This is a genomic window from Streptomyces rubiginosohelvolus (assembly GCF_014649875.1).
In the GTDB taxonomy this organism is placed as follows: domain Bacteria; phylum Actinomycetota; class Actinomycetes; order Streptomycetales; family Streptomycetaceae; genus Streptomyces; species Streptomyces rubiginosohelvolus.
Map to the genome: position 1 here is coordinate 25,727 of NZ_BMTW01000005.1, position 15,156 is coordinate 40,882.

12 protein-coding genes and 1 pseudogene are annotated in these 15,156 nt (G+C 71.4%); 5 read left to right on the plus strand and 8 right to left on the minus strand.

Going from position 1 to position 15,156, the window contains the following annotated elements:
- Nucleotide 1 precedes the first annotated feature (1 nt).
- Together IE134_RS14405 and IE134_RS14410 are read left to right on the plus strand one after the other, a co-directional pair.
- Nucleotides 2-211 (plus strand): helix-turn-helix domain-containing protein, encoded by a 210-nt coding sequence (locus tag IE134_RS14405; RefSeq protein WP_010061472.1) that lies wholly within the window; start codon nucleotides 2-4, stop codon nucleotides 209-211.
- Nucleotides 211-801, plus strand: a complete 591-nt coding sequence (locus IE134_RS14410) for a Clp protease N-terminal domain-containing protein (protein WP_098895575.1) — start codon at nucleotides 211-213, stop codon at nucleotides 799-801. The genes IE134_RS14405 and IE134_RS14410 overlap by 1 nt, the downstream gene beginning before the upstream one ends.
- A gap of 32 nt (nucleotides 802-833) precedes the next feature.
- On the opposite strand, the gene IE134_RS14415 is transcribed toward IE134_RS14410, so the two are convergent.
- Complete coding sequence (locus tag IE134_RS14415; protein ID WP_030715401.1) at nucleotides 834-1,895, minus strand: PadR family transcriptional regulator; 1,062 nt, start codon at nucleotides 1,893-1,895, stop codon at nucleotides 834-836.
- Nucleotide 1,896: 1 nt separating this feature from the next.
- On the minus strand, nucleotides 1,897-2,754 hold the full coding sequence (locus IE134_RS14420) for a DUF4097 family beta strand repeat-containing protein (protein WP_030715399.1): 858 nt from the start codon (nucleotides 2,752-2,754) through the stop codon (nucleotides 1,897-1,899).
- 163 nt (nucleotides 2,755-2,917) lie between these two features.
- Between IE134_RS14420 and IE134_RS14425 the strand changes: the two genes are divergently transcribed.
- Nucleotides 2,918-3,742: a hypothetical protein gene (locus IE134_RS14425; RefSeq protein WP_030715397.1), complete on the plus strand. Its 825-nt coding sequence runs from the start codon at nucleotides 2,918-2,920 to the stop codon at nucleotides 3,740-3,742.
- Between the two features lie 32 nt (nucleotides 3,743-3,774).
- Here the strand turns inward: IE134_RS14425 and IE134_RS14430 are convergent, their stop codons facing one another.
- The 5 genes from IE134_RS14430 to IE134_RS14450 form a co-directional block, all read right to left on the minus strand.
- Nucleotides 3,775-3,960, minus strand: coding sequence for a DUF6104 family protein (locus tag IE134_RS14430; RefSeq protein WP_010061466.1), 186 nt, complete (start codon nucleotides 3,958-3,960; stop codon nucleotides 3,775-3,777).
- 89 nt (nucleotides 3,961-4,049) lie between these two features.
- Nucleotides 4,050-7,874 (minus strand): multifunctional oxoglutarate decarboxylase/oxoglutarate dehydrogenase thiamine pyrophosphate-binding subunit/dihydrolipoyllysine-residue succinyltransferase subunit, encoded by a 3,825-nt coding sequence (locus IE134_RS14435; protein WP_030715395.1) that lies wholly within the window; start codon nucleotides 7,872-7,874, stop codon nucleotides 4,050-4,052.
- A 282-nt stretch (nucleotides 7,875-8,156) separates the two neighbouring features.
- The gene (locus tag IE134_RS14440; RefSeq protein WP_030715393.1) at nucleotides 8,157-9,233 is read right to left on the minus strand and encodes a HAMP domain-containing sensor histidine kinase; all 1,077 of its coding nucleotides are present in this window, start codon (nucleotides 9,231-9,233) and stop codon (nucleotides 8,157-8,159) included.
- The gene (locus IE134_RS14445; RefSeq protein ID WP_010061462.1) at nucleotides 9,230-9,967 is read right to left on the minus strand and encodes a response regulator transcription factor; all 738 of its coding nucleotides are present in this window, start codon (nucleotides 9,965-9,967) and stop codon (nucleotides 9,230-9,232) included. Before IE134_RS14445 ends, IE134_RS14440 begins: the two co-directional genes overlap by 4 nt.
- Nucleotides 9,968-10,201: 234 nt before the next feature.
- Nucleotides 10,202-10,921 carry a spermidine synthase family protein gene (locus tag IE134_RS14450; protein ID WP_098019795.1) on the minus strand — a complete coding sequence of 240 codons (720 nt, stop codon included), beginning with the start codon at nucleotides 10,919-10,921 and terminating at the stop codon, nucleotides 10,202-10,204.
- Nucleotides 10,922-11,181: 260 nt separating this feature from the next.
- Here IE134_RS14450 and IE134_RS14455 point away from each other — a divergent pair.
- Nucleotides 11,182-13,541, plus strand: a pseudogene (locus tag IE134_RS14455) (endopeptidase La).
- Nucleotides 13,542-13,652: 111 nt separating this feature from the next.
- On the opposite strand, the gene IE134_RS14460 reads toward IE134_RS14455, so the two are convergent.
- Nucleotides 13,653-14,405 carry a polysaccharide deacetylase family protein gene (locus IE134_RS14460; protein WP_030715384.1) on the minus strand — a complete coding sequence of 251 codons (753 nt, stop codon included), beginning with the start codon at nucleotides 14,403-14,405 and terminating at the stop codon, nucleotides 13,653-13,655.
- Nucleotides 14,406-14,647: 242 nt separating this feature from the next.
- On the opposite strand from IE134_RS14460, the gene IE134_RS14465 reads away from it, so the two are divergent.
- Nucleotides 14,648-15,148: a MarR family winged helix-turn-helix transcriptional regulator gene (locus tag IE134_RS14465; RefSeq protein ID WP_030715381.1), complete on the plus strand. Its 501-nt coding sequence runs from the start codon at nucleotides 14,648-14,650 to the stop codon at nucleotides 15,146-15,148.
- Nucleotides 15,149-15,156: the final 8 nt, after the last annotated feature.

The following is a 15,156-nucleotide window of genomic DNA, read 5'->3' on the forward strand; positions in this document are numbered from 1 at the left end:
CATGACCGAAGCAACGGATCTGGCCGCGCGCGCCGGTGACCGCGACCCGCGTGTCGGGCTGCGGGCGGTGGCCGCGCTGCGGCGGCTGCTGGAGCAGCTCGAAGCCGTACAAGTCGGAAGCGCCCGCGCTCAGGGCTGGTCGTGGCAGGAGATCGCCGCCGAGCTGGGCGTCAGCCGGCAGGCCGTGCACAAGAAGTACGGGAGGCGTTGATGTTCGAGCGATTCACCCGGGGGGCCCGCTCCACCGTGAAGGGTGCCGTGGCCCAGGCCGAGCGGGCCGGGGCCGGCTCGGTCACCGAGGAACACCTGCTGCTCGCACTGTTGGAACAGGAGGGCGGCCGGGCCGCGTTCGCCGTCACCGCACTCGGCCTCCACGACCGCCGGGCCTCCCTGGACGCCGCCTTCGCCGAGGCCCGCCGCCGCGGCGGCCTGACCAGGGCCGACACCGACGCCCTCGCCGGCATCGGGATCGACCTCGGCGCGATCGTCTCCCGCGTCGAGGGAGCTCACGGCGAAGGCGCCCTGGACGCCGACCGCCGCAGCCGCCGGTGGTGGTCCGGGCACCGCCCCTTCACTCCGGGGGCGAAGACCGTGCTGGAGAACGCGCTCCGGGTGGCCCTCGGCCGTGGCGACCGGTTCATCGGCGAGGAACACCTGCTCCTGGCCCTCACCGCGAAGCCCGGAGTCGTCGCCGACGTCCTCGCCGAGCACGGTGCGACCTACACGGCCGTGCAGCGCGCGCTGTACGGCCCCGAAGCGGGCAGGGGCGGCGCGGGCCAGGGGCACGCCCAGGCCGGGTGAGGGGCGGGGCTCCCGCCCCACCCCCGGGAGCCTCAGGCCTTGTCCTCGTCCTCCGCCGTCAGCAGCGCCTCGATCCGCGCCGCCGCCTCGCCCAGATGGCGGCGGGCCTCCGCGAGCCGGGTCTCCGTCACCCCGTGATCGCGGGCCGTGTCCCGGACGCCGTCGCGGAACCGGTCCAGCAGGCGGTCCAGATCGCGCACCGGGTCCCCGGTCGTCGGCACGTCCTGCCCCCAGTCCGCACCGGGGGCCGGGTCCTGGACGGGCGGGGCGGTCTCCGGCCCGGGCTTGCCGAACGGAGGCCAGGTGCCGGACCGGGCGAAGCCGCCGAGCTGGCCGGTGATCTCCGCGAGACCCTCCCGTACGCCGGAGGGCCAGTCACCCCGGGCGAAGTGCTCCTGCACCTGGCGGGCGGCGGTCTGCATCTGCTCGCGCGCCTTCTCCTGGGCCTCCTTGGCCTGGCGGCGGGCCTGCTGGGCGTCCTCCCGGGCGCGCCGGGACTCGTCCTTCGCCCGGCGCGCCTGCTCCTTCCACTCCTGCTTGGCCCGGCGCAGCTCCTCCTTCGCCGTGCGCCACGCCTCGCTGTCGCCGAGGTCGCCCAGATTGCCGAAGTCGCCGAAGTCTCCGAAGGGCGAGGAGGGTTCGCCCTTCCCCTTCGTCTTCCCGGTCCCCGACCCGGACCCGGACCCGGGCCCCGCCTTCGTGCCGTGCCGGGACTCCGATGCCGCCGCCCGCATGTCGCTGCGGAGCCGGCCCGCCGCGCCCCGTACGTCGTCGCGGATCTCGGCGGCCAGCTCGGAGAGCGAGTCGCGGATCTCCAGCTCCAGGTCGGCCAGTTCGCCGCTGCGGCCCGCCAGTTCCTCGCGGCCGGCGTCGGTGATCGAGTAGACCTTGCGGCCGCCCTCGGTGGCATGGGTGACCAGGCCCTCGGCCTCCAGCTTGGCCAGCCGCGGGTAGACCGTGCCGGCGGACGGGGCGTAGAGGCCCTGGAAGCGCTCCTCCAGCAGGCGGATGATCTCGTAACCGTGGCGCGGGGCCTCGTCCAGGAGCTTGAGGAGATACAGGCGCAGACGGCCGTGGGCGAATACGGGGGGCATGTCAGAGAACCTTTCCGGTCGGCTCGGCGGCGTACGCGTCGTCCTCGGCGGGCGGCCTGCGCAGGAGGGCGATCGAACCGGACACGGTCGTCGCCCGCAGGGTTCCCGTCCCGGCGCCCAGCGTGCCGGTGATCTTCTTCGCGCCCCACTGCCCGCCGACCCGCAGGTCCTCGAAGGCGTTGGAGACGGCCCCGCTCGCGGTGTTCGCCTCGACCCTGGCGTCCGCCGGGTGCGGCAGCCGGATCGCGATCTCGCCGGACACCGTGGTCAGCCGGATGTCCGTGGGCTTCCCGGACGGGTCGACGTCCAGCACCATGTCACCGCTGACCGACTCGGCCCGGACCGAGGCCCCCGCCCCGTCGATCACCGTCAGATCACCGGCCACGGACTGGAAGCGCAGGTCCCCCGTGACGCTCTGGGCCTCCAGGCTGCCCGACACCGACTCCCCGCGCACCGCGCCCGTCAGCCCGACGAGCGTGGAGTCCCCCGTGATGCCGCGGACCTCGGTGCGGCCGCTGATGCCGGAGACGAAGGCCCCCGCGCCGATCACGCCGACCTCGACCGAGGCCGTGGTGGGCACGACGAGCGAGACGACGGCGCTGCGGCGGCGGCCCTTGGGGTCGAGCCAGCGCAGGAGGTCCTGCCAGGGCAGATCCTCGTACGCCACGGTGAGCCGGCCGTCCTCCTGGGTCACGATCAGCGGCGGCCCCTCGATCGCGGAGACCTCCAGCCGGGCGCCCGGCTCGTCGGTCCCGACCACGTTGACCGTGCCGTCGACGACACGCACCTGGAGCGCCGTCACCGGATCGTCGAAGGAGAGCTTCCGCGGCTCATCGATGGTCCATGTCGACACAGGCATGGATGTGACCTCCCGGGAAGCGTGGCAACGCAACATATCGCGTCTCGTGAAGAACACGATATATCGCGGATGGGGGAAGTCAAGGGATGTCGTGCCTCGTCAACGGTCAGCAGAATGCCTGCAACACGATCAAATGTGGGCATATTGCCCTAGCGTATGAGCCATGAACGCGACATCCACCGGGGCCCTCCTGCTGTGCCGGGCCGACCCCGAGACCGTACGGCCGCTCGCCCACCTGCTGCGCGAGCAGATGCTGCTGGTCCGCGCGGGCGAGGAGTGGAGTGCGCTCGTCCCGGAGGGGAAGCCCTGGCGGGCCGGGGGAGCGGAGCAGGACGCCGAGCCGGTCGACCGGGTCCTCGGCGGCTGGGCCACCGCGCTCGCCGTCGGCTCCACCTGGCCGGTGCTCGCCCTGTGGTGGGACGCCGACCGGGCCGGATACACCCTCGCCGCCGGGTTCCGCCGGCCCGTGGGGTACGTCTGGCTGACCGACGGCACCCCGGTGGGCGAGGACGAGGCCATGCGCACCTTCGCCGCCCGGCTCGGCCTCGACCCGGTGCTGGACGTCCAGGCGCTGGAGCAGCTGACCCGCCCCGATCCGGAAAGCGACGCGGAAGCCCGGCTGCGCGGACTGCTCGCCGTCCTCACCGGCACCGGACTGGCCCTGCCCGCCGGGCTCTCCCCGGGCGAGAGCGCCGACCGGCTGCGCAGCGTCGCTGCTGCGCAGCGCCAGGTCGACCGCGTCGAGTGGGCCGGCTGGCGCGATGCCGTACGGGTCGAACTGGACGCGGTCGAGAACAGCCGGGTCGGCCCGTGGGTACGCGGCCCCCGCGCCCGGGCCGTCGCCGCCGTCCAGCTCGCGGCCGGGCTCCCGCTCCTGCTCTGGGGCGCGCGACGCCGCAGCGGCGGCTGGGCGGCGGCCGGGGCGGTGCTGCTGGCACAGGGCGCGCTGGGGCTCCTCTACGAGCGGGCCAGGGCGGGTACTCCCTAGACCCTTGGACCCCGCAGATCAGGCCCCGAGGATCACTCGTCCTCGTCGTCCTCGTCGTCCAGCCGGGCCAGCCAGGTCGCCAGGCGCTCGACGGGCACCTCGAAGTCGGGGTTGAGATCGACGAAGGTCCGCAGCTGCTCGGCGAGCCACTCGAAGGTGACCTCCTCCTCGCCGCGCCGCTTCTCCAGTTCCTCGATGCCACGGTCCGTGAAGTACATGGGAGAAGGATATCCAGCGGGGAAACGCCGGGGACCCGGCCCCGCGACAAGCGCGGAACCGGGTCCCCGGGATGTTCAGCTGTGCGTCCTCAGGCCTCGAAGACCTCGTTGACCAGCTGCGTCTGCTCCGCCTGGTGACGCTTGGCCGAGCCGACCGCCGGGGACGAGCCGTGCGGCCGCGAGATGCGGCGCAGGCGCTCGCCGTGCGGCACGTCCGCGCCGACCGCGAGGTCCAGGTGGTCGATCAGGTTGAGCGCGATGAACGGCCACGCACCCTGGTTCGCCGGCTCCTCCTGCGCCCACAGGTACTTCTCGGCGTTCGGGTACTTCGCGATCTCGGCCTGGATCTCCGCACCCGGCAGCGGGTACAGCCGCTCCAGGCGGATGATCGCGGTCTCCGTGTCGCCCCGCTTCTCCCGCTCGGCGTCCAGGTCGTAGTACAGCTTGCCCGAGACGAAGACGACCTTGCGGACGTCCTCCGCCTTGACCGACGCGTCGCCGATCACCGGGCGGAAGCCGCCGGAGGTGAACTCCTCGATGGACGAGGCGGCCGCCTTCAGACGCAGCATCGACTTCGGGGTGAAGACGATGAGCGGCTTGTGGTGCGGGTTGTGCACCTGCCAGCGCAGCAGGTGGAAGTAGTTCGACGGCAGGGTCGGCATCGCGACCGTCATGTTGTCCTGCGCGCACATCTGGAGGAAGCGCTCCGGGCGGGCGGACGAGTGGTCCGGGCCCTGGCCCTCGTAGCCGTGCGGCAGGAGCAGCGTGACGCCGGAGGTCTGGCCCCACTTCTGCTCGGCCGAGGAGATGAACTCGTCCACGACGGTCTGCGCGCCGTTGACGAAGTCACCGAACTGGGCCTCCCAGATGACCAGCGACTCCGGACGGGCCAGCGAGTAGCCGTACTCGAAGCCCATCGCCGCGTACTCGCTGAGCAGTGAGTCGTAGACGTTGTAACGGGCCTGGTCGTCCGCCAGGTACAGCAGCGGGGTGTAGTCCTCGCCGGTGACCTGGTCGACCAGGACCGCGTGGCGCTGGCCGAACGTGCCCCGGCGGCTGTCCTGGCCGGCGAGCCGGACCGGGGTGCCCTCCATCAGCAGCGAACCGATGGCCAGGGTCTCGCCCATGCCCCAGTCGATCGTGGCGTTCTCCACCGAGGCCGCGCGACGCTGCATCTGCGGCATCAGACGGGGGTGGACGGTGATCGACTCGGGGATGTTGACCTGCGACTCGGCGATCCGCTTGACGACCTCGGCGGAGACGGCCGTCTCCACGGCCACCGGGAACGCGGCCTGCGGCTCCGGGACGTGCGGGGACGCCGGCTGCGAGGTGGCCTCGCGGACCTCGGCGAACACCTTCTCCAGCTGACCCTGGAAGTCCTGGAGCGCCTGCTCCGCCTCTTCCAGCGTGATGTCGCCGCGACCGATGAGGGACTCGGTGTAGAGCTTGCGCACCGAGCGCTTCTTGTCGATCAGGGTGTACATCTGCGGGTTGGTGAACTCCGGGTTGTCGCCCTCGTTGTGACCGCGGCGGCGGTAGCAGATGAGGTCGATCACGACGTCCTTGTTGAACGCCTGCCGGAACTCGAAGGCGAGCCGCGCGACGCGGACCACGGCCTCCGGGTCGTCGCCGTTGACGTGGATGATCGGCGCCTCGATCATGCGCGCCACGTCGGTGGCGTACATCGAGGAGCGCGAGGACTCCGGGGCGGCGGTGAAGCCGACCTGGTTGTTGATCACCACGTGCACGGTGCCGCCGGTGCGGTAGCCGCGCAGCTGCGACATGTTGAGCGTCTCGGCGACGACGCCCTGGCCCGCGAAGGCCGCGTCGCCGTGGAGCGCGACCGGCAGGACCGTGAAGTCCGTGCCGCCCTTGTTGATGATGTCCTGCTTGGCGCGGGCGATGCCCTCCAGAACCGGGTCGACCGCCTCCAGGTGCGAGGGGTTGGCGGCCAGCGAGACCTTGATCTGCTCGCCGTCCAGACCGGTGAAGGTGCCCTCGGCGCCCAGGTGGTACTTGACGTCGCCGGAGCCGTGCATCGAGCGCGGGTCGAGGTTGCCCTCGAACTCGCGGAAGATCTGGGCGTACGACTTGCCGACGATGTTCGCCAGGACGTTCAGGCGGCCGCGGTGGGCCATGCCGATGACGACCTCGTCGAGACGGGCCTCGGCGGCGGAGTCGAGAACGGCGTCGAGCAGCGGGATGACGGACTCGCCGCCCTCCAGCGAGAACCGCTTCTGGCCGACGTACTTCGTCTGAAGGAAGGTCTCGAACGCCTCCGCGGCGTTCAGCCGGCGCAGGATGCGCAGCTGCTCCTCGCGCTCGGGCTTCGGACGCGGGCGCTCCACCCGGTCCTGGAGCCACTTGCGCTGCTTCGGGTCCTGGATGTGCATGAACTCGATGCCGGTGGTGCGGCAGTACGACTCACGGAGCACGCCGAGGATGTCGCGGAGCTTCATCATCGTCTTGCCGGCGAACCCGCCGACCGCGAACTCCCGCTCCAGGTCCCACAGGGTGAGGCCGTGCTCGGTGATGTCCAGGTCGGGGTGCTTGCGCTGGTGGTACTCCAGCGGGTCGGTGTCGGCCATGACGTGGCCGCGGACCCGGTAGGAGTGGATCAGCTCGAAGACCCGCGCGGCCTTGGTGACGTCGTCGTCGTGCGATGCGTCGATGTCCTTGAGCCAGCGGACCGGCTCGTAGGGGATGCGCAGCGCCTTGAAGATCTCGTCGTAGAACTCGTTCTCGCCGAGCAGCAGCTGGGACAGGACGCGCAGGAACTCGCCGGAGGCGGCGCCCTGGATGACCCGGTGGTCGTAGGTCGACGTGAGCGTCATGACCTTCGAGATGCCGAGCTTGTTGAGGGTGTCCTGCGAGGTGCCCTGGAACTCCGCCGGGTAGTCCATCGCGCCGACGCCCATGATGAGGCCCTGACCGGGCATCAGGCGGGGCACCGAGTGGACGGTGCCGATGCCGCCGGGGTTGGTCAGCGAGGCGGTGACGCCGGTGAAGTCGTCCATGCCGAGCTTGCCGATGCGGGCGCGCCGGACGATGTCCTCGTACGCCTGCCAGAACTCGAAGAAGTTGAGCGTCTCGGCCTTCTTGATGGCCGCGACGACCAGCTGGCGGTCGCCGTTCGGCTTCACCAGGTCGATGGCCAGACCCAGGTTGACGTGCTCCGGCTTGACCAGGGTCGGCTTGCCGTCCTTCTCCGCGAAGGAGTAGTTCATCGACGGCATGGCCTTGAGGGCCTGCACCATCGCGTACCCGATGAGGTGCGTGAAGGAGATCTTCCCGCCGCGGGCGCGCTTGAGGTGGTTGTTGATGACGATGCGGTTGTCGAAGAGCAGCTTCACCGGGACCGCGCGGACGGACGTGGCCGTCGGCAGCTCCAGCGAGGCGTTCATGTTCTTCGCGACGGCGGCCGAGGGGCCGCGCAGCGTCACGTACTCCGGTCCTGCCGGGGCCTCGGTGGACTCGTCCGCCTTGGGCTTCGCCTTGGCGGGCGCGGCAGCGGGCTTCGCCGCCGCGGGCTTCGCCTCGGCGGGGGCGGCCTTCGCCGGAGCGGGCGCGGCCTTGGCCGGGGCCGGCTGCGCGGGGGCTGCCGGAGCGGCGGCGGGCGCGGCCTTCGCCGGAGCCGGAGCGGCTGCCGGAGCTGGCGCGGCCGGGGCGGCTGCCTCGGTCACCGGGGCCCCCGAGGCCCCGGGAGCGGGCTTGTCCGCCGTGCCGGCGGCACCCGGCTTGTAGTCGGCGAAGAAGTCCCACCAGGCACGATCGACCGAACTGGGGTCCTGGAGGTACTGCTGGTAGATCTCGTCGACGAGCCATTCATTGGCGCCGAAAGCCGCGGCCGGGTTGGTGCCCGGGCTGGCTTGGTCGGTCGAGACGCTTGAGTTACTGGGGGACTGAGACGACACGGCGGCAACCGCCCTCTTCCGCTTCACAAGGTGATGGACAGCGGAAATCAAGGCTACGCCCCCCGAACCGTTCCTTGCAGGCCGGGCCGGTGCTTCGTCGTGCACATCACATCGAAGGGCGGGTTTCGGCGCAGGAAATGGCGGGAAACAAGCGAGGTTCCACTGCACTTCGGGTACGCAGGACCGTGGACACGGCCCTGCGACCGCATCCCCTTGAGGCCCCTTGCTGGCAGGACACGTATGAACGTGCCCTTCCGGTTCGACCCTATGCCAACGAGACGGTCAACCGCGCGGCTCGGAGATTCCCGGGAGAGTGACCTGGATCCGGCAGCCCCGCACGGATTCGGCCACACCGATCCGGCCGCCGTGCAGATCGACCGCCCACCGGGCGATGGCGAGGCCGAGACCCGTACCGCCGTCGCTGCCCGGCCCCTGCGGGGAGGGCGCCTGGCCCCGGTTGAAACGCTCGAACACCCGGTGGCGCTCCGCCTCCGGAATGCCCGGCCCCTCGTCGATGACTTCCAGCTCCAGCGACTCGGGGTAGGCCCCGCGCCGCGCCAGCACCGTCACCCGGCCGTGCGGCGGGCTGTGCTTGACCGCGTTGTCGATGAGGTTCGCGACCACCTGGTGCAGCCGCTCGGCGTCCGCGTGCGCGGTGAGTTCCGGCGGCGAGACGTCCAGATGCAGATGGACGTCCGTACGGGAGTGATTGCCCGAACCCGACGACAGCCGTCGCTGGGAGGCGGCGAGATTCGCCTCCTTCAGTACGCCCGACAGATACGGCCACACCTCGAAACGGCGTGCCTTGAGGGCGACGACCCCGTTGTCCAGGCGCGACAGGTCCAGCAGCGTCTCGACCAGCCGGCCGAGCCGCTCCGTCTGTTTCAGCGCCGTGCGCATCGTCTCCGGATCGGCGGCGGACACCCCGTCCACCACGTTCTCCAGCACGGCTCTGAGCGCCGCGATGGGCGTACGCAGCTCATGGCTGACATTGGCGACCAGCTCTTTTCGATGCCGGTCCTCCGCCTCCAGATCGTCCGCCATGCGGTTGATCGTCTGCGCCAGGTCGCCCAGCTCGTCCCGCCGCCCGGCGCCGCTCACCCGGCGCGTGTAGTCGCCGTGCGAGATCGACCGGGCCACCGCTCTCATCTCGTCCAGCGGCGCGGTCAGACCGTGCGCCACGAACTGGGTGATCAGCAGCGTGGCGATCACCGAGAACACCGTGATGAAGCGGAACTCCGTACGGGTCCGCAGCGCGACGATCAGCAGACCCGTGGTGATGAACACCGAGACCACGACGAGCGTGCCGAGCTTTGCCTTGATCGAGAAGGGCCGCAGTCCGGACCCTGGCCGGGTCATGGCGCGGGGGTCTCCAGGGCGTAGCCCACACCGTGCACGGTACGGATCCGCTCCGCGCCGATCTTCCGGCGCAGCGCCTTGATGTGGCTGTCGACCGTGCGGGTGCCCGAGGCGTCCGCCCAGTCCCACACCTCGGCCAGCAGCTGCTCCCGGGAGAGCACGGCGCGCGGGGTGTTGGCGAGGCAGACCAGCAGGTCGAACTCGGTCGGCGTGAGGTGGACGTCCTCGGCGCGCACCCGGACCCGGCGCTGCGCGTGGTCGATCTCCAGCTCACCCAGGCGCAGTATCCCGCTGCGCGGGGTGACGGCGGCCAGCGCCGCCCGCTCCACCCGGCGCAGCAGCACGTGCACCCGGGCGGCCAGCTCCCGCATGGAGAACGGCTTGGTCATGTAGTCGTCGGCGCCGACCCCGAGCCCGACCAGCATGTCGGTCTCGTCGTCGCGTGCGGTGAGCATCAGCACCGGCACCGGGCGCGACGCCTGCACCCGGCGGCAGACCTCCAGGCCGTCGAAGCCCGGAAGCATGATGTCGAGCACCATCAGATCGGGCTGCCAGGCCTCGGCCGCGTCCACGGCCGCGGGGCCGTCCAGCGCGGTCTGCACCAGGAAGCCCTCCGCCCGCAGCCGGGCGGAAATGGCGTCGACGATCGTGGCGTCGTCCTCGACCACCAGCACCCGGCGCTGAGCCCCCGGGGTGGCCGCGACGCCGTTGTGGGTGGTGTGTGTCTGTTCCATCGCCCCGCCCCTGCCCGTTCTCGCGGGGGCCATTCCCCCGGAGGCACGGTCTTCGCTCGTGGATTTCGTGGGTGATCCCGTGTGCCGGTCAGCAGCGTAAAGGCAGCGGAGGCCTCCCGGCTACGCAGGGTGTTGCCCCGGGGTCACGAGTTCGGGCCGGACGGGCGGCCGGATCGTCGGCCTTGTGACGGTTGACCCGTGCCACCGCCGGGGCCACGCATACCGGGAGGGGGTTCAGCCGGCCCGGAGTGCGAGATGGACCACGTCGGGCACACCTCGGGCAACGGCCACTTCTTCGGTCCGAACCCCGCTGAACCCGGCATTCCGTAATGCCTGTTCGAAGGCGGGCGACGGCTGCGCGGACCAGACCGCGAGCACGCCGCCCGGGGTCAGCCGGTCGTGGCAGTGCGCCAGACCGGAGGGGGAGTAGAGGCTTCCGTTGCTCTCCGTGACCGTCCAGTCGGGGCCGTTGTCGATGTCCAGGCAGAGAGCGTCGTAACGCTCCGTGGTGGTACGGACGTGGGCGACCAGGTCCGTGTGCAGGATCCCGGTCCTGGGGTCGGCCAGCGCCGCTCCGGAGATCCGGTCCAGCGGCCCCTCCCGGTGCCAGTCCACGATCGCCTGCTCCCGCTCCACGACCACGATCCGCCCCCAGCGCTCCTCCTCGGCGGCCCGCACCAGGGAGAACCCGACACCGAGGCCGCCGATGAGTACGGAGGGGGCTGTCCGGTCTGCGGGCAGTGAGGCCAGCGCGACATCGATCAGCAGCCGCTCGGAGCGCCCGTCGGAGGTGTCCATCAGGAAGCAGCCGTTGGCGATGATCTCGAAGTGCTCCCCGCGCTCGCGCAGGACGACCTCGCCGAAGGGCCCCTCCCGGCGGTCGAGGACGACGGGGGTGCCGGGGGAGCGCACAGGCAGCGATTCCATCGGTTCGGGGGCGGTCGTCGCGGACATGATGCGGCTCTCCGGTATCCGGTCGTGGCGGTCGGTGCCCGCCCATCCTGGCCCGCTGTGGGGGTGGATGCCAGCGCCTTTCCCGCGCCGGGGAGGGGAACAACCGCTCGCCTTCGAGTGCTGCCGTACGGGGGAGGGGAGCCCTGGTGAGACGTACCGCCGCCGGGCTGATCGCTCAGAGCGAACACCGGTCGGGGAACATTCGGCGACTCACAAGCATTGAGCCCACATAGCTCAACTTGCCTGCCGAAGGGGAGATCATGACTAACGAGTCCCAGGCGTTCACACCGATCGACCTGCCCGTGCTGCCGCTCGACGACGAGGTCGTCCTGCCCGGCATGGTGGTGCCGCTGGACCTGTCCGACACCGAGGTGCGCGCCGCCGTCGAGGCCGCGCAGGCCGCAGCCCGCCCCGGCGGCGGCAAGCCCCAGGTGCTGCTGGTCCCGCGCATCGACGGCACCTACACGGGGACCGGTGTCCTCGGCACCGTCGAGCAGGTCGGACGCCTGTCGGACGGCGATCCGGGCGCCCTCATCCGGGCCCGTGACCGGGTCCGCATCGGAGCCGGGACCAGCGGTCCCGGCCGGGCGCTCTGGGTCGAGGGGACCGTGCTGGAGACCGCCGCCCCCGATCCGCTGCCCGGATCCGCGGCCGAGCTGGTCAAGGAGTACAAGGCGCTCGCCACCAGCTGGCTGAAGAAGCGCGGCGCCTGGCAGGTCGTGGACCGGGTCCAGCAGATCGACGACGTCTCCGCGCTCGCCGACAACTCCGGATACTCACCGTTCCTCTCCACCGCCCAGAAGGTCCAGCTCCTGGAGACCGTGGACCCGGTCGCCCGGCTGAAGCTCGCCATCCAGTGGCTGAGCGAGCACCTCGCCGAGCAGGACGTGGCCGAGTCCATCGCCAAGGACGTCCAGGACGGCGTCGACAAGCAGCAGCGCGAGTTCCTGCTGCGCCGCCAGCTCGACGCCGTACGCAAGGAGCTCGCCGAGCTCAACGGCGACCCGGAGGACGAGTCCGACGACTACCGGGCCCGCGTCGAGGCCGCCGACCTGCCCGAGCACGTCCGCGAGGCCGCGCTCAAGGAGGTCGAGAAGCTGGAGCGCTCCAGCGACCAGTCCCCCGAGGGCTCCTGGATCCGCACCTGGCTGGACACCGTCCTCGAACTGCCCTGGACCGAGCGCACCGAGGACGCCTACGACATCCGCGGCGCCCAGGAGGTCCTGGACGCGGAGCACGCAGGCCTGGCCGACGTGAAGGAGCGGATCACCGAGTACCTGGCGGTGCGCAAGCGGCGTGCCGACCGAGGGCTGGGCGTCGTCGGCGGGCGTCGCGGCGGTGCCGTGCTCGCCCTCGTGGGCCCGCCCGGCGTCGGCAAGACCTCGCTCGGCGAGTCCGTCGCTCACGCCATGGGCCGCAAGTTCGTCCGCGTCGCGCTCGGCGGTGTCCGGGACGAGGCGGAGATCCGGGGCCACCGGCGTACGTACGTCGGCGCGCTCCCCGGCCGGATCGTGCGGGCCATCAAGGAGGCCGGTTCGATGAACCCGGTCGTCCTGCTCGACGAGATCGACAAGGTCGGCTCCGACTTCCGGGGCGACCCGGCCGCCGCCCTCCTCGAAGTCCTCGACCCGGCGCAGAACCACACCTTCCGCGACCACTACCTTGAGGTCGAGCTCGACCTCAGCGACGTGGTCTTCCTGGCCACCGCCAACGTCCTCGAAGCCATCCCGGAGGCCCTGCTCGACCGCATGGAGCTGGTCCGCCTCGACGGCTACACCGAGGACGAGAAGGTCGTCATCGCCCGGGACCACCTGCTCCCGCGCCAGCTGGAGCGGGCCGGTCTGGAGAAGGGCGAGGTCGCTCTGGAGGAGTCGGCGCTGCGCAAGCTGGCCGGCGAGTACACCCGTGAGGCGGGCGTACGGAATCTGGAGCGGGCCGTCGCCCGGCTGCTCCGCAAGGTCGCGGCCCAGCACGAACTGGGCGACCGCGAGCTGCCGTTTCCGCACAGGACCCGGCCGAGCGCCGCACCGCGGTGCCGGGCGTGGCGACCGGGCTCGCGGTGACCGGGGCGGGCGGTGACGTCCTCTTCGTCGAGGCGTCGCTCGCCGACCCGGAGACCGGGGCGTCCGGACTGACCCTGACCGGTCAGCTCGGGGACGTCATGAAGGAGTCGGCGCAGATCGCGCTGAGCTTCCTGCGGTCGCACGGCGCGGAGCTGGAGCTGCCGGTCGCGGACCTCAAGGACCGGGGCGTGCACGTCCACTTCCCGGCGGGCGCGGTCCCCAAGGACGGCCCGAGCGCCGGCATCACGCTGACGACCGCGCTGGCCTCGCTGCTCTCCGGACGCCTGGTCCGTACGGATGTGGCGATGACCGGCGAGGTGTCGCTGACCGGACGGGTGCTGCCGATCGGTGGCGTCAAGCAGAAGCTGCTGGCCGCGCACCGGGCGGGCATCACGACCGTGGTGATCCCCCAGCGCAACGAGGCCGACCTGGACGACGTGCCGGCCGAGGTGCTGGAGAAGCTGGACGTCCACCCGGTCACCGACGTCCGCCAGGTGCTGGAGATCGCCCTCGCCCCGGCCACGGCCCCGGCCGGAAGGATCCCGGCCGCGGCCTGAGTGCCACGCAGTGACGGGCGCGGTATCAGGTGCGCGACCGGTACGGACGGCCCGCTTCCCGAGTCAACGGGGGCGGGCCGTTCCGCATGCCGTGATGGCCGGCCGGGGCGCTCAGGGGCGGTAGATCGTGCCCGGCTGCGGCTCGGCGGGAGCCATCAGCTCGGGGACGGTCACGAGGGTGTAGCCGTCCTTCTGGAGCGCGTCGATGATGCCGGGCACGGCGGGGACGGTGCCCTCGTAGATGTCGTGCAGCAGGATGACGCCGTCCTTGCTCGCCTGGTCCAGGATCCGCTTCTTGATCAGCGCGGAGTCGTTGGTCGAGTAGTCCTTGGCGGTGGCGCTCCACAGCACCTGGGAGAGCCCGAGGTCCTTGCTGATGTCCGAGACCGTGTCGTCGGTGCGGCCCTGCGGCGGACGCATCAGCCGGGGCTTCTTGCCGGTGATCTTCTCGATGGCCACCTGGGTCTTCTCCAGCTCGGCCCGTATCTCGTCCGGCTTCCGGTCGGTCAGCACCTGGTGCGTCCAGGTGTGGTTGGCGACCTCGTGGCCCTCGTCCTCGATGCGCTGCACCACGTCGGGGTGCTTGACGACGTGGTGCTTGCCCAGCAGGAAGAAGGTGGCGTGCACCTTCTTCTCCTTGAGGATGTCCAGCAGTCTCGGCGTGTCCTCGCCCGGGCCCGCGTCGAAGGTCAGGGCGATGCACTTGGCCTTGCGGCAGTCGACCGGCCCGAACTCACCCTTGGCGTCGGACGCCGCCTCCCCGCGTGCCGAACCCGGCGCGGTCGTCTCCATCGAGCAGCCGCTCAACGTCAGTGTGAGCGCCGTCACCAGCGCCGCGGCCAACCCCATCCCGGGCAACGGCATCTTTCCGGGCACGACACATCACTCCTCTGTGCGGGAAATCCCGCACAGGTGTGCGGTACGGCGATGACTATACATAGCATGTATACATCGAGTGCATAGTGGGGTGAGGGATGGCGACAGGCCCCGGATCGGGGCCGGGGCGGCGTGGTGGGTCCACTCCTGCGAAATACTGGCCGAGCTGCGGCGATGACCGGCCGCGGTGGCAGCTTTCATCGGCAGGGAACCGTACGAGGGGTACTGACGTGCGCGGAGACGACAGCGGGCCGGAGCCGGGCGCACCCGAGGGGCCGGGCGCGCCCGACGTGAGCGGCGTGGACCATGAGTTCCTGGCGCTGGAGCGTGAGCTCGCCGTGTTCCTGCGCCGGGCGCGCGCCAGCTCGGGCGAGATGGCCCGGGAGGTCCACCCCGAACTGGAGCCCGCCGCCTACGGTCTGCTCGTCCGCCTGGAGGCGGCGGGCCGGCAGCGGGCCACCGAACTGGCCGCCTACTTCGGCGTCGGCAAGGCCACCATGAGCCGCCAGCTCCACTCGCTGGAGAACCTCGGTCTGGTGGCCCGCGAACCCGATCCGGCCGACGGGCGCGCCTGGCTCGTCCACCTCACCGACGACGGCCTGGCCCGCTTCCGCAGCGTCCGGGACGCCCGCCGCGGGCGCTACGTGCGCAAGCTCGCCGACTGGGACCGGGCCGAGGTCGCCGAGCTGGCCCGGCTCCTGCACCAGCTGAACGCCCGCGCGGAGAGCTGACCCGGCTT

Coding starts and splice junctions, on each gene's coding strand:
- IE134_RS14405 (WP_010061472.1), top strand. CDS start 2: ATGACCGAAGCAACGGATCTGGCCGCGCGCGCCGGTGACCGCGACCCG.
- IE134_RS14410 (WP_098895575.1), top strand. CDS start 211: ATGTTCGAGCGATTCACCCGGGGGGCCCGCTCCACCGTGAAGGGTGCC.
- IE134_RS14415 (WP_030715401.1), bottom strand. CDS start 1,895: ATGCCCCCCGTATTCGCCCACGGCCGTCTGCGCCTGTATCTCCTCAAG.
- IE134_RS14420 (WP_030715399.1), bottom strand. CDS start 2,754: ATGCCTGTGTCGACATGGACCATCGATGAGCCGCGGAAGCTCTCCTTC.
- IE134_RS14425 (WP_030715397.1), top strand. CDS start 2,918: ATGAACGCGACATCCACCGGGGCCCTCCTGCTGTGCCGGGCCGACCCC.
- IE134_RS14430 (WP_010061466.1), bottom strand. CDS start 3,960: ATGTACTTCACGGACCGTGGCATCGAGGAACTGGAGAAGCGGCGCGGC.
- IE134_RS14440 (WP_030715393.1), bottom strand. CDS start 9,233: ATGACCCGGCCAGGGTCCGGACTGCGGCCCTTCTCGATCAAGGCAAAG.
- IE134_RS14445 (WP_010061462.1), bottom strand. CDS start 9,967: ATGGAACAGACACACACCACCCACAACGGCGTCGCGGCCACCCCGGGG.
- IE134_RS14450 (WP_098019795.1), bottom strand. CDS start 10,921: ATGTCCGCGACGACCGCCCCCGAACCGATGGAATCGCTGCCTGTGCGC.
- IE134_RS14460 (WP_030715384.1), bottom strand. CDS start 14,405: ATGCCGTTGCCCGGGATGGGGTTGGCCGCGGCGCTGGTGACGGCGCTC.